This window comes from Nocardiopsis alba DSM 43377, assembly GCF_000341225.1.
GTDB classification, from domain to species: domain Bacteria; phylum Actinomycetota; class Actinomycetes; order Streptosporangiales; family Streptosporangiaceae; genus Nocardiopsis; species Nocardiopsis alba.
On record NZ_ANAC01000036.1, the window covers coordinates 17,584 to 29,302 of the forward strand.

Sequence of the window (11,719 nt, forward strand, 5' to 3'; positions counted from 1 at the left end):
CGCTCAGGACCGGGCCCACTGCTCCCCGCGCACGCGGGGATGGACCCACCCGAGCGGCCTACGCTCAGGACCGGGCCCACTGCTCCCCGCGCACGCGGGGATGGACCCAGGTCATCGATGTCGGAGTAGGTCGGTCCGCGCTGCTCCCCGCGCACGCGGGGATGGACCCCGGATCCGGTTGGCCTCCCCGGTCTACACGGTCTGCTCCCCGCGCACGCGGGGATGGTCCCTGACACACGTGGTGCGGTGGTCAGGTGTTCTTTTCCGGAGGGCCAGAGGAGGCACCACGGTCAGCGTCCGACCGCTCCATCGATCTGTTCGCGGAGGATGTCGGCGTGGCCCGCGTGGCGGCCGGTCTCCTCGATCATGTGGACCAGGGCCCAGCGGAGGCTGGGCGCGGGGCGGCCCGGTCCCGGTCGGGGGACGGGTGCGCCGAGGTCGGTGCACCCATCGAGCACTCTGTTCGCCCGCTCGACCGTTCGCCGGTAGCGGGCGACGACGTCGGCCCCGCTGTCCGCGGGAGCGGCCTGGAAGGTCGCCTGCCAGTCGGTGACCCGGTCGCCGAGGAACATCGCGTGCTCGACGAAGGTCAGGTGGTGGAGCAGGCCGAGCAGGTTGGTCCCCGAGGGCACTCCGGCCGTTCGGGCCTGCGGCTCGGGGGCGTTCTCGACCTTCGCGGCGATCGAGGTCCGGAGGTAGTCGAGGAACCCGCGTAGGACCTCCGCTTCGCTGTTTCCAGTGCGGGGCGGTGGGGAGTCACCGCGACGGTCGTCTCGGGAGGTGGTGGACATGAGGGGTTCCTTTCGCCGGGAAGCGGTTTCGGGCTTCGGGTCAGGCGGTGCGGCGGATGAGCAGGATGTGGTCGGTGACCTCGGCGGTGCGTCCGCCCGGTCCGGTCGCGATCCGGCGGGGCGTGTCGGCCCGCTCGACCGTCCACGTCGCGGGGTCCAGGTCGATGTCCGCGGCGACCTCTTGCGGGGTCGGGTAGTGCGCGTCGGGGGCGGGGGTCCACGACCACGGCGCGGCCGAGCCGTGGTCGACGACCAGCAGGAGCCCGCCCGGGTTCAGCGCGTGAGCGGCCGCCCGTAGGACGGCGGATCGGTCCAGGTCGTGGGGGGAGTGCAGGTAGTGGGCGCTGACCAGGTCGAACCGGCCTTGCGGGAAGGACGTGTGCAGGTCGTGCCGCTCGGCGGTCACCAGTTCTTGTAGGTCGTGTGAGCGGGCGAGGGCGGTGAGCCGCGCGACCGCCACGGCCGAGAGGTCGACGGCGGTGACGTGCCACCCCTGGCGGGCGAGCCACAGCGCGTCGCCGCCCTCACCGCATCCCAGGTCCAACACGCGGCCGGACGCCAGGCCCGTGACCGCTTCGACGAGTCGGTCGTTCGGTTGCGGATCGGTGGCCACGGGCCGGGTCGCGTGGACGCCGTCCCAGAAGGTGGTCGCGTCTTTCGTGTCCATCGGGACTCCTTGTGTCGGGGTGTGCCCAGCTTCACCGAACCGCCTTGATATGGCACGGAATCTTGCGGTTATGGCAAGGTGCGAGCATGGACGATGAAACGGAAGACGTGCTCGACGTGGTGGGGTCGCGGCTTCGCGCACTGCGTCGCGCCCGGGGCATCACCCTGGCCGACCTCGCGGTGACGATCGGGGTTTCGGAGAGCACCCTGTCCCGGCTGGAGAGTGGGCGGCGCCGCGCAACCCTGGAGTTGCTGCTGCCGCTGGCACGTGCCTACGACGTCCCTTTGGACGATCTCGTCGGTGCTCCGCGCACGGGTGACCCCCGCATTCATCTGAAGCCGATCCGGCGGTTCGGGATGGTCTTCGTTCCGCTGTCCAGGCGGCCGGGTGGCACTCAGGCGTTCAAGATGATCATCCCCGTTCGGAGTGAACCGCTCGAACCGACCCCGCAGACCCACGAGGGTTTCGAGTGGGTGTACGTGCTCGACGGTCGTCTGCGTCTGGTGCTCGGAGAGCGAGACCTGACGTTGTCGCCCGGTGAGGTGGCCGAGTTCGACACGTCCCTGCCGCACTGGCTGGGTAGTGCCGATGGTGGATCGGTCGAGCTTCTCGTTTTGTTCGATCTGCAAGGGGTGCGCGCGCACGTGCGCACCGGTACGGCCTCCGAAGCTTGAACCCGCTGACCCCACCGGTTCCCGCGCACGTGGGGATGGACCGGCGATGTCCGCCCAAATGGGTGGGGTCGCCGGCTGAGCCCCACGCACGTGGGGATGGACCGATGGAGAACTCGACCAGACCGGCCCCCTGGGCCTGAGCCCCACGCACGTGGGAACGGGTCGGGGCTCCGGTCTCAGCCAGTGGTCTCTGCCTGATCCAGGGGTGTGTTCGTGTTCTGTGGGTGGTCGAGCCAGAGGTGGTGTTCACCGTCGGGGGACACGGTGAGCCCGTAGCGGCCGATCTCAGGACGACCCGCCTCCTCCCAATCGGAGAGGAGGGCGGTGTAGGTCGCCCACAGATGACGATCGCCCCGCTCGCTTACCGTCGTCCGTCCTTGGTGGTCCACCTCCACACGCATCCAGGACCCGGAGGCCCCATCGAGCACCCCGTGCACCTGACCTTCCTGCCGGTGCTGGACCACGCGCAGACCGTAGGGCAACAGAAGCGACAACAAGAACTCCGAAGAAGCATGGTCGTCCAGCCCCGCGACCTTTTCCACCACGCGCACCCGCTCGGGCCCACCCCCGGTCACCGACAGCACCTCCGACACGGTGGGGACCCCCGGAGCGGAAGAGGAGCGTAGGCGCATGAACCCGGCGGCCTCGGGCAGGAGCCGCCCACGCGCGTGACCATCGGACCCCTTGCGCAACAACGCCATCCCCAACCCCACGTTGGCCAGGATCAGCCCACCCTCGTCCAACTGATCGAGCCAGGAGACCGGGATACGGCCGAGCCCGCAGGTGGCCAGGATCCGCTGGTAGGGCGCGTTGTTCGGATAGCCTCGCGCTCCATCCACCGCAGCCAGCGCGGGCCGATACCCGGCAGCCTCCAAAGCCCCACGAGCCCGATCGACCAGGGCACCGTCGACGTCGATCGAGGTCACCAGGGCCGAGCCGAGGCGTTCGCTCAACAGGGCGGCGTTGTAACCGGTCCCGGTCCCCACCTCCAGGACCTTCATCCCGTCCTGGACCTGGAGGTGTTCGAGCATCAAGGCCATCAGTGAGGGTTCGGTGGAGGAGCTGATCGCCAGCCCCTCGGCGGAGAAGCGGGTGATGAGCGTGGCGTCGCTGTAGATGGTCTCCAACCACCCCGGCGTCTGTTCGTCGTAGGCCACGGTGCCCTCGGGGGTACGCACGACAAAGGAGGAGACGAACAGATGACGAGGCACCCGAGCGAAGACCCGACGCCACTCGGGCGAGCGGATCGCGCCCTTCTCCGATAGGTCCCGGGCCAGGCGAGCGGCATGTTCGGGCTCGAACGCCTCGGTTGCGGTGGTCGAACGTGTCACGTGTGCTCCTTGGAGAGTCGGGTGGCGATCGCTGAGGCGATGGGAAGACCGGTGGCCAGCTCGATCCATCCCCACTGGCCGTTCGGGTTGAGTTCGAGGAACACCCACTCCCCGTCGGGGGTGACGACGAAGTCGAGTGCCCCATAGGTCAGGCCAAGAGCGCACATCAGACGAAGGACCGCCTCACGCACGGGACTCGGCGTCTGGATCGGGGCGTAGGAAAGGGAGCCGTAATCGGATCTCCAATCGGTGCGAGCCGCTTCACCCCGGGCGTCGATCCGCGCGGCGAACAGCTCTTCCCCGACCACCGTGAGACGGACCTCGTAGGCCTTGTCGACCCACACCTGGAACGGGTGCGCCGTGCGCTCCACCCCCGGCCCGATCTCCTCGGGCTCGACGACCGTGGTGTACAGAGCCTTCCTGACCTGCCCGGACCCGTCGGGTTCGGGCCCGCCGGTCATCGGCTTGTACACGGTCTTGCCCTGAGCCAGGGCAAAGGTGTGTGCGGCGTGGGTCGTGTTGGTGATGAGGCTTTCGGGAACAGACAGGCCTGCCCGAGCGGCCTGCGCGAGTTGGCGTGGTTTGTGCGCGGCGACCCGGTTGTCGTCGGGGTGGTTCAACCAGAAACGGTCCAGAGCGGACAGGACGCCGTGAAAGCCGGCGGCGGCCTCACGCTCGGACCACCGCCGCTCGCTCTCGTTCAGATGGCGGTGCGCTCGATGAGGGGACGGGCGCCGGTGGTAGACGGAGGTGATCTCCGTCAGGCAGATCTCTCGAACTCCCTGACGAAGGGTTCCCGTGACCGTGCCGGTCGAGGAGAGGTGCGCGCACAGTGCGCTCTCTTCCGGGAAGTCTCCCGGGTTACAGCGGAAGACGGGCACCTCTCGGCGGTGGAGTTCACGGATCACCAGGTCGGCCGTGGGATCGAACCGCTGGGTCAGGACCAGGACGGTCACGGGATCGTCTCCTGTCAGGCGTCGGTGACCTCGTCGGTCCAGGCCTGCATGTCCTCGGTGGTCGTGACCGTGCACTGCACCGCGGTGCCGAGGATGGGCTGTTCGATCAGGGGGCGACCGTCGCGCGTCGACATCTGCCTATCGGTGTCGTAGTCGATCCCGCTCACGTCGTAGGTCGCGCTGGTGCCGGGGGTGGTGCAGCGGGTCAGCCCGAAGGGGCGCACGAATGTGATGGGGGAGGTTTCGGTGAGGGAACTCTGGACACTGGCCATGGATACCTGAACTCCTTCAACTGAGATTTGAGAAGAGTTGAGTCGAATGACTCTTTTCGGCCCTTGAAGGTTGCCGGACTTCGGTGGATCCCGTTGTCCGAAAGAAGCGGGTGTTCGGTGAGAACCCTAGGCAGGGGGTCTTCGGTGGAGCAACGAAGTTGCAGGAAGTTGCTCCTCTGAAGCTTCTCGATGCAACTTCACGCAACAAGCTTGACCGAGGAGTATGAGAGCCATCATGATGGGCCTGTTGCTCAAATCCCCCCACAAGGAGACAAAAGAATGCGTATCACTTTGAAGGGAAAATACCCGGAGTCGCGCCCTAATGGTTCTCCAACTATTTATAAGACCGACCAGGGGTCGTGGTTGGTTCAGGGCTGGGTTGTGGAAGATCAATCTGTTCTGGATGAGATGGATATCCCTGAAGGTGAGACCGTGGTAGAGATCCCGGACAGGATGCTTCGTTGCTTCTCCGGGGAGGGGGAATGAGGATAACTCAGAGTGAGTTCGATGAAATCTTCGAAAGCTTCGACTCGGAGTGTCTTCATATGGAGATGCGGGATTCCTACGGAACACAGTCCGAGATAGAGCCTTTCGCCAAATGGGTTAATGGCGAGGTGGATGACTTTGAGTGGATGAGTGGTTGGTGCGAAACTCTGCGTCGGGGGGTGAATAAAGGAAAGGTCTTCCGTCGGGCTCTCGTGGTCTCCGAGCCGTTGAGTGAGTATCAGAAGTGGGCTCATAGTACGACCACCCCCCTGGTTGAGGCAGGGGAGGATATACGCTGGGTTTCGCGTCGGAGGGTCTCGTCCATGGCCCTCCCCGGAAACGACTTCTATCTTATCGATGGAAAAAAGGTTATTTTCATGCACTACTCGGGAGAGGGGGCGATGGAGGACATCCTGGTTTCGGTCGAGCGATCCGATGTCGAGCTTTGCAGGTCTGCCTTCGAATCGGTTTGGCCTCTTGCCATCCCGCACGCCGAGTATCGAGTCGATTGATTCCTCGTGTCGGAACAGGTTCTGCGTGCCAAGGAGGCCTTCGGGGCTCGTCTTCGCGATATTCGTAAGGATGCGGGAATTTCCGGTCGGGAGCTCGCTGCGGTTACCGGAATGCATTTCACGAAGATATCCAGGCTGGAGAACGGCAAGCAGAACCCGTCCGAGAAGGATATTCGTGCCTGGTGTGTTGCCTGTGGGGCGGATGATCAACATGACGATCTGGTGGCGACTCTACGCGGCATCGAGGGCATGTGGATCGAATGGCGGCGTCACCTCAAAGGTGGACTAGGGCATCTGCAGAAGACATTCGATAGATTCCATGAAGGGGCGAGTGTTGTTCGCTCCTACGAGTCGATCGTGGTGCCCGGGATTCTACAGACCCCAGACTATGCCCATGCTGTCCTGAAGATCGCCAATGACTTCTATGGGGGCGATGATGAGGTCGATGGGGCCGTCGATGTTCGCCTGGGTCGTCAGAGGTTCCTTCACCAAGGGAAGCAGAGCTTTCTTTTCGTGGTCGAATTCTGGGCTCTCAAGACGCGATTTGGAGATGTCGGTGTTATGCGTGAGCAGCTGGAGAGGCTGCTCGCTGTCACGACATTCCCCAGTATCTCGTTCGGAGTCATCCCTCCTGATGTGGTTCGCGGCATGTGGCCAGGTGAGGGTGTGTGGATATTCGACGAGAAGATTGCCGTTGTCGAGACGACAACGGCTGAGTTGACCATCACCCAGCCCAGTGAGATAGCGCTTTTTCTGCGTTCCTTCGAACGGCTCCAGGGGCACGCGGTCTACGGTTCCGAGGCTCGATCGCTCATCACGAAAGCGATCGAAGAGCTTGAGTGAGGAGATGTTCGTCAGACATCGGGAGCTGCACGATCGAGCGGTGCACTCTCGGCCGGTTCGAGAGGGGTTCTCTGTGATGGGTGAGGTCGAGTACGACGATGCGGCGGCTCCGACCGGTTGGCGGGGGAAGGGTGGTCTGCGGGGGAGGGGGTTGGAGGCGCGCCAGGACGAGTTGCGTTCTTTGGAGGTCTCCGCCACCGAGGCCCGGTACTTTCTGCCGGCGATGGTGACCGGGCTGTTGGCGACCCCGGAGTACATCAGGGCCTCGCTCGCGGATTCGCCCGGTGATGTCTCGGCGACGGTGGCCAAGAAGATCGCTCGCCAGGAGGTGTTGCGAGAGGGGTCGTGCTCGTTCACGTTCCTGCTCACCGAGCAGGCGGTGCGGTGGGCGCTGCTGTCTCCTGAGGGGATGGTCGAGCAGGCGGCCCGTCTGGTGGAGGTGTCGCGGTTGGAGCGGGTGCGTCTGGGGGTGATCCCTCTGGGCACGGTGCTTCCTCAAGGGCCGATGAACACCTTCACCGTCTATGACGACAGGTTCGCCACGGTGGAGATCTTCACCGGCCGACTGGCGTTCCGTGATCCCCGGGATGTGGAGACCTATCGGGAGCTGTTCGCGATGTACGAGGAGCACGCGCTGTTCGGAGACCAGGCCCGTGAACGGATCCTTTCCTGGTTCGAGGTTTGAGACGGCGGGTGGTGGTCGGATGAGGGGGCGAGGGGTGTCGGGTTTGTCTGTTTTTCGACAACGTGCAGAAATGGCGGGTCTGCTGGGGTAGCGTCGCAGGTCAGGAAGACTGCTCCCCGCGCACGCGGGGATGGACCCTACGATTTCGTCGGTGGGGCTTTCCAGCAGGTCTGCTCCCCGCGCACGCGGGGATGGACCTCCCGATCACAGCGCGTCGTACACGCACCCGAACTGCTCCCCGCGCACGCGGGGATGGACCCCCGGCCCACCGGCCCGGCCGGTACAGACGCGACCTGCTCCCCGCGCACGCGGGGATGGACCCTGTGGGACGACCTGCGTGCCCAGGCCGACCCCCTGCTCCCCGCGCACGCGGGGATGGACCCGTCGACCGGCACAGCTACCTCGCCGAGCGGATCTGCTCCCCGCGCACGCGGGGATGGACCCCGGGTGGCGGCCTGCTTGGCCTGGACCGCGTCACTGCTCCCCGCGCACGCGGGGATGGACCGGAAGCCCAGAATCTCCAGTCCGGTGACGACCCCTGAGCCCCACGCACGTGGGGGTGGCCCTTCAGCTCGAGCCATCGCCCGTCCCTGCACGGCCTGAGCCCCGCGCACGCGGGGATGGGCCTGCGGCACCACCACCCACACGCCCCACCGTCGTCTGCTCCCCGCGCACGCGGGGAGAACGATCGCCGATCGGCTTCGTCTGTGATCGGTGACCGTGGCCGCGGGACCGGGGCGACCTGGTCGGTCCGGGCCGCTGAAACGGCCTCCCGCCACGGTCTCGATCACCGGCTTCGCAGTATCGAAGGAATCAGGTCCGGGCAGGAGACCTGGTCCAATGACCGGAGGAGAAGTACATGGCGGACGACGCACGTGCCATCACCCAGGAGCAGTGGCGGCACGCGGAACTGATCTGGGAATACCACCGCATGCACCACCAGGTGCGGACGTGTGACGTGGCGGTCGCCCTCGGCTGTAACGACATCGGTGTGGCGGAGTACGCGGCCGAACTCTACCGGGACGGACTCTTCACCGAGCTGGTGTTCACCGGTGGAAACAGCCCCTCGACCGCGGAGTTGTTCCCTCGAGGAGAGGCGGTGCACTTTCGAGAGCGGGCCCTGGAACTCGGAGTCCCCGATTCGGTGATCCTGATAGAGCCGGAAGCGTCCAACACCGGCCAGAACATCTCCTTGTCCCGCCGACTCCTGGCCGAGAACGGTCTCACCCCGGACAGTGTGCTCGTCATCTGCATGCCGTACATGGAAAGGCGCGCGTTCGCGACCACCCGGAAACTGTGGGACGAGGTCGAGGTGGTGTGCGCTTCCGCGCCGGTGAGCCTCGGTGACTACGTCAAGGGGCAGGGGGACGTCGGGGCGGTCATCGACATGATGGTCGGTGATCTTCAGCGGGTGATGGAGTATCCCAAGCTCGGGTTCGCCATCGAACAAGAGGTTCGCCGGGAGGTGCGTGAGGCTTACGAGTCCCTTGTCGCATCCGGGTACGACAGCCGCTTGATCCGAGGCTGACCGTGCTGCTTCCCGAGTATGGGGGAGCGGTTCCATCTCGTTAGGGACGGCCGTTGGAACCCCGCCTCTGCTTCTCTCAGGTCTAGTCTAGTGGGGGAGCGGTGTTCGGGTGGGTGCTTGAGGGGTGCCGGTTTTGTCTGTTTTTCGACAACGTGCAGAAATGGCGGGTCTGTTGGGGTAGCGTCGCAGGTCAGGAAGACTGCTCCCCGCGCACGCGGGGATGACCCCGCCGGACCCACGAAACGCGCAGCGTGGGCCCCCTGCTCCCCGCGCACGCGGGGATGACCCCGCCGGACCCACGAAACGCGCAGCGTGGGCCCCCTGCTCCCCGCGCACGCGGGGATGACCCCGCATCCGTGACCGCCGGATCTTCATTGGAGGCCTGCTCCCCGCGCACGCGGGGATGACCCCCCGCCCACAGCAGACCCGCACCCGGACAGAGCTGCTCCCCGCGCACGCGGGGATGACCCCTTGCGAGCCATGTCGCGGACCTTGCGGGTGTACTGCTCCCCGCGCACGCGGGGATGACCCCGCGAGCAGGAATGGGAGGAGGCGTTCTGATGTCTGCTCCCCGTGCACGCGGGGATGACCCCCCGTGGCTGCCCAGGATGTACCGGCCGGCCCGCTGCTCCCCGCGCACGCGGGGATGACCCCCAACTTCGAAAAAATGGGGAAATCATCTGGGACTGCTCCCCGCGCACGCGAGGATGACCCCACCGCGCGCGAGACCGCGTCGGCCGCGGCGATCTGCTCCCCGCGCACGCGGGGATGACCCCGCGGCCAGAGCCTGGAGGAGTTGGTCGCCTCCCTGCTCCCCGTGCACGCGGGGATGACCCCCGCCGCCCCGACGTAGCCCTGATCTCATTCGGCTGCTCCCCGCGCACGCGGGGATGACCCGCCCCGGGTCATGGCGCTGCTGTGGGAGTGCGACTGCTCCCCGCGCACGTGGGGATGGATCCGTGTGCCTCGATCGTTGCAGCCGTCACAGTAGTCATGAACCTTCTTGGCGCCCAATCTCGAACACTCGCATGAGCAGCTATTTTCTTCGCTCTGGAGCGTATCGGATTGATAATTTATGGATGACTACTGGTATACTCATATTGAAAGCCGCCTCTTGAGGTGGCTGGAAGGGACCTCGGGTAAGTTCCTTACGCTCCCCCGAGGCCCCGCCGGGGACCACTCCTTCTGGAGTGGTCCTCTACATTAAAGCCACCTGGAGAGTGCGTCCAAGAGTCGCGTCAAGGCTTCCACCAGGCGCAACACCTCCGAACGCTTCCAGGGCTCTTTCTCTGAGTGGGGCATCGCCATCTCCTCTCTGATCCCCGCCTCGCCTTGTCGAAGCAGGGAGGTCATGGAAATCTTCTATTGCGAGATGTGGAGACGGTGGTCCCGCTCTCTATGTATAGCACCCCGCGAGAGTGGGGTTTCTATGTACACTTTGCCTCATTCTTTTTGCAATTCGTCGTATGGCTGCTCTGTTCCCTTTTTCGGGGGCTTGGATGTATTCTTGGTTCCGAATTCATTGAAGGTGTGGGGCAAAAGCAAAGATTTTGTTTCAACTTCGGCTGGACTCAGGGTGGAGGCTGCACCATTTTCAGGAGGGCTGCCTGGGGTCGCCATCGTCAGGCGCACTTAGCGAGGGCTGCTCGCTTCCCGTTTCCGAGCCGCTCTCTCCTGGGGCCGGGTACACAGGATTCACAGTGCGTTACTCAGTCAGATCCGCGTCCCAAGCTCCGTATCAGATCCAGAACTTCTCTATGGCGGTAGCGGTTGAACCGACAGCGGCTATCACTTCCGCGCGCGTGGGGATGGACCGCGCGGTGTCCGGGATGCCGAGCCGGGAGCGCAGTGAGCCCCACGCATGTGGGGATGGGGTTTGGGCGTGGGGAGGCCCCGGGAGCTGGCTGGTGTTTCCGGGGCCTCCGTGGTTCTGGGGGTTATCGGGTGAGGGTGGTGAGGAAGGCCGACCATTCGTGGGCGGGCAGGTTCAGCTCGGCCAGGGCCCGGTTCTGGGTGTCGCGGAGGTAGGTGGTGGGGCCTTCGGAGACCTCGACGCAGTTGCCACCCTCGCCGTTGCTGTAAGACGACTTGTGCCAGGGGCGTTGTTCGTTGGGCATGCGTTGTCCTTCCCTTCAGGACTGGGGGAGTTCCGGTTCGGGGTCAGCGGGTGCGGAGCGCGTGGAGCAGGGCGGACCATTCGGTGTTCGGAAGGCTGAGTTCGGCGAGGCCGCGGTTCTGGGTGTCGCGGATGGCGGCGCCCTGGTCGATGGCGCGGGCCTCGACGCAGTTGCCGCCCTGGCCGTTGCTGTAGGTGGACTTCTTCCAGTGCTCGTTCATCATCTGGTGCTGCCTCGATCTCTCAGATGGGGGTGGAGAGCGCTCGTCGGCGAAGGTCCTGCCGGGGAGGGCTCTGCCGTTCCGCGGTGGGCCTGTCAGGGGATCAGTTTGTGCGGAGGGTGTTGAGCAGGGCGTTCCACTCTGAGGCGGGAACGCTGAGCTCGGCGAGGTCGCGGTGCCGGGTGTCGCGAACGCCGGTGGTCGGGCCTTCGGTCACCTCCACGCAGTCGCCTCGCGCTCCGCTGTAGGTGGACTTGTGCCAGGTGCGCTGTTGGTGGGTCATGGTTCGCCTGTTCCTTCGGAGTTGGGGGTGACTCGTGTTGAGGGGCAGGGCCAGTGCGAACAGAGCGTGTGGAGCAGGGCGTTCCATTCGGAGCCGGAGACGCTGAGCTGGGTCTGGGTGCGATGCTGAGTGTCGCGGATGTGGGTGGTGGGGCCTTCGGAGACCTCGACGCAGTTGCCGCTGGCTCCGCTGTAGGTGGACTTGTGCCACGTGATTTCGCTGGTCATGCGCTATCCGTTCTCTTCGGAGGTCGGAGGCTGACTACTGCGGGGCGGGGCTTCTTCGGAGGGAGTTAAGAGCTCATCTCAAAAGTCCTCGCTGTGCTTGGCCAGATGCTTGTAGCAGATGAGGATG

Annotated in this window: 15 protein-coding genes, 1 pseudogene and 3 CRISPR repeat arrays (1 of these 19 cut by a window edge); of the genes and pseudogenes, 6 read left to right on the top strand and 10 right to left on the bottom strand. The window is 65.2% G+C overall.

Features of this window, described 5'->3' with window-relative positions; all coding sequences use genetic code 11:
• Positions 1 to 230: direct repeats of the CRISPR family, unit length 29 nt; unit sequence CTGCTCCCCGCGCACGCGGGGATGGACCC (it extends 592 nt beyond the left edge of the window).
• 60 nt (positions 231 to 290) lie between these two features.
• Both D451_RS0125640 and D451_RS0125645 read right to left on the bottom strand, forming a co-directional pair.
• The gene (locus tag D451_RS0125640) at positions 291 to 791 is read right to left on the bottom strand and encodes a DinB family protein (RefSeq protein ID WP_014912727.1); all 501 of its coding nucleotides are present in this window, start codon (positions 789 to 791) and stop codon (positions 291 to 293) included.
• Positions 792 to 831: 40 nt separating this feature from the next.
• A complete protein-coding gene (locus D451_RS0125645; RefSeq protein ID WP_017536545.1) occupies positions 832 to 1,458 on the bottom strand; it encodes an SAM-dependent methyltransferase in 627 nt (208 codons plus the stop codon).
• Positions 1,459 to 1,544: 86 nt separating this feature from the next.
• Here D451_RS0125645 and D451_RS0125650 point away from each other — a divergent pair, with 86 nt between their 5' ends.
• Complete coding sequence (locus tag D451_RS0125650) at positions 1,545 to 2,132, top strand: helix-turn-helix domain-containing protein (RefSeq protein ID WP_017536546.1); 588 nt, start codon at positions 1,545 to 1,547, stop codon at positions 2,130 to 2,132.
• 176 nt (positions 2,133 to 2,308) lie between these two features.
• On the opposite strand, the gene D451_RS0125655 is transcribed toward D451_RS0125650, so the two are convergent.
• The 3 genes from D451_RS0125655 to D451_RS0125665 are packed head-to-tail and all read right to left on the bottom strand — an operon-like array spanning position 2,309 to position 4,691.
• Positions 2,309 to 3,463, bottom strand: coding sequence for a methyltransferase domain-containing protein (locus tag D451_RS0125655; RefSeq protein ID WP_017536547.1), 1,155 nt, complete (start codon positions 3,461 to 3,463; stop codon positions 2,309 to 2,311).
• Positions 3,460 to 4,419 carry an ATP-grasp ribosomal peptide maturase gene (gene tgmB / locus D451_RS0125660; protein ID WP_017536548.1) on the bottom strand — a complete coding sequence of 320 codons (960 nt, stop codon included), beginning with the start codon at positions 4,417 to 4,419 and terminating at the stop codon, positions 3,460 to 3,462. The genes D451_RS0125655 and tgmB overlap by 4 nt, the downstream gene beginning before the upstream one ends.
• Before the next feature lie 14 nt (positions 4,420 to 4,433).
• Positions 4,434 to 4,691, bottom strand: a complete 258-nt coding sequence (locus D451_RS0125665) for a hypothetical protein (protein WP_017536549.1) — start codon at positions 4,689 to 4,691, stop codon at positions 4,434 to 4,436.
• Between the two features lie 279 nt (positions 4,692 to 4,970).
• Here D451_RS0125665 and D451_RS28180 point away from each other — a divergent pair, with 279 nt between their 5' ends.
• The 5 genes from D451_RS28180 (at position 4,971) to D451_RS0125685 (ending at position 8,745) form a co-directional block, all read left to right on the top strand.
• Positions 4,971 to 5,177, top strand: coding sequence for a hypothetical protein (locus D451_RS28180; protein WP_081616132.1), 207 nt, complete (start codon positions 4,971 to 4,973; stop codon positions 5,175 to 5,177).
• The gene (locus D451_RS0125670) at positions 5,174 to 5,689 is read left to right on the top strand and encodes a DUF6879 family protein (RefSeq protein ID WP_017536550.1); all 516 of its coding nucleotides are present in this window, start codon (positions 5,174 to 5,176) and stop codon (positions 5,687 to 5,689) included. Before D451_RS28180 ends, D451_RS0125670 begins: the two co-directional genes overlap by 4 nt.
• 6 nt (positions 5,690 to 5,695) lie before the next feature.
• A complete protein-coding gene (locus D451_RS27610; protein WP_036568767.1) occupies positions 5,696 to 6,532 on the top strand; it encodes a helix-turn-helix domain-containing protein in 837 nt (278 codons plus the stop codon).
• Positions 6,533 to 6,608: 76 nt separating this feature from the next.
• Positions 6,609 to 7,217: a DUF5753 domain-containing protein gene (locus D451_RS26920; protein WP_017536553.1), complete on the top strand. Its 609-nt coding sequence runs from the start codon at positions 6,609 to 6,611 to the stop codon at positions 7,215 to 7,217.
• 109 nt (positions 7,218 to 7,326) lie between these two features.
• Positions 7,327 to 7,723: a CRISPR direct-repeat array (repeat unit 28 nt; unit sequence CTGCTCCCCGCGCACGCGGGGATGGACC).
• Between the two features lie 353 nt (positions 7,724 to 8,076).
• The gene (locus D451_RS0125685) at positions 8,077 to 8,745 is read left to right on the top strand and encodes a YdcF family protein (RefSeq protein ID WP_017536554.1); all 669 of its coding nucleotides are present in this window, start codon (positions 8,077 to 8,079) and stop codon (positions 8,743 to 8,745) included.
• Positions 8,746 to 8,944: 199 nt separating this feature from the next.
• A CRISPR array of direct repeats spans positions 8,945 to 9,642; the repeat unit is 28 nt.
• A 546-nt stretch (positions 9,643 to 10,188) separates the two neighbouring features.
• Here the strand turns inward: D451_RS0125685 and D451_RS28015 are convergent.
• The 5 genes and pseudogenes from D451_RS28015 to D451_RS27615 form a co-directional block, all read right to left on the bottom strand.
• Positions 10,189 to 10,377, bottom strand: a complete 189-nt coding sequence (locus D451_RS28015; protein WP_152473016.1) for a hypothetical protein — start codon at positions 10,375 to 10,377, stop codon at positions 10,189 to 10,191.
• A 305-nt stretch (positions 10,378 to 10,682) separates the two neighbouring features.
• Positions 10,683 to 10,862 carry a DUF397 domain-containing protein gene (locus D451_RS0125695; protein WP_017536556.1) on the bottom strand — a complete coding sequence of 60 codons (180 nt, stop codon included), beginning with the start codon at positions 10,860 to 10,862 and terminating at the stop codon, positions 10,683 to 10,685.
• 43 nt (positions 10,863 to 10,905) lie between these two features.
• The gene (locus tag D451_RS0125700; RefSeq protein WP_017536557.1) at positions 10,906 to 11,085 is read right to left on the bottom strand and encodes a DUF397 domain-containing protein; all 180 of its coding nucleotides are present in this window, start codon (positions 11,083 to 11,085) and stop codon (positions 10,906 to 10,908) included.
• 100 nt (positions 11,086 to 11,185) lie between these two features.
• Positions 11,186 to 11,365, bottom strand: a complete 180-nt coding sequence (locus D451_RS0125705) for a DUF397 domain-containing protein (RefSeq protein WP_017536558.1) — start codon at positions 11,363 to 11,365, stop codon at positions 11,186 to 11,188.
• 62 nt (positions 11,366 to 11,427) lie between these two features.
• Positions 11,428 to 11,592, bottom strand: a pseudogene (locus D451_RS27615) (DUF397 domain-containing protein); the annotation flags it as partial.
• Between the last annotated feature and the right edge of the window lie 127 nt (positions 11,593 to 11,719).

Bases quoted from the DNA above. Each gene is read 5' to 3' on its own strand.
- D451_RS0125640 (WP_014912727.1), bottom strand. From the start codon at position 791: ATGTCCACCACCTCCCGAGACGACCGTCGCGGTGACTCCCCACCGCCC.
- D451_RS0125645 (WP_017536545.1), bottom strand. From the start codon at position 1,458: ATGGACACGAAAGACGCGACCACCTTCTGGGACGGCGTCCACGCGACC.
- D451_RS0125650 (WP_017536546.1), top strand. From the start codon at position 1,545: ATGGACGATGAAACGGAAGACGTGCTCGACGTGGTGGGGTCGCGGCTT.
- D451_RS0125665 (WP_017536549.1), bottom strand. From the start codon at position 4,691: ATGGCCAGTGTCCAGAGTTCCCTCACCGAAACCTCCCCCATCACATTC.
- D451_RS28180 (WP_081616132.1), top strand. From the start codon at position 4,971: ATGCGTATCACTTTGAAGGGAAAATACCCGGAGTCGCGCCCTAATGGT.
- D451_RS0125670 (WP_017536550.1), top strand. From the start codon at position 5,174: ATGAGGATAACTCAGAGTGAGTTCGATGAAATCTTCGAAAGCTTCGAC.
- D451_RS26920 (WP_017536553.1), top strand. From the start codon at position 6,609: ATGGGTGAGGTCGAGTACGACGATGCGGCGGCTCCGACCGGTTGGCGG.
- D451_RS0125685 (WP_017536554.1), top strand. From the start codon at position 8,077: ATGGCGGACGACGCACGTGCCATCACCCAGGAGCAGTGGCGGCACGCG.
- D451_RS0125695 (WP_017536556.1), bottom strand. From the start codon at position 10,862: ATGCCCAACGAACAACGCCCCTGGCACAAGTCGTCTTACAGCAACGGC.
- D451_RS0125700 (WP_017536557.1), bottom strand. From the start codon at position 11,085: ATGATGAACGAGCACTGGAAGAAGTCCACCTACAGCAACGGCCAGGGC.
- D451_RS0125705 (WP_017536558.1), bottom strand. From the start codon at position 11,365: ATGACCCACCAACAGCGCACCTGGCACAAGTCCACCTACAGCGGAGCG.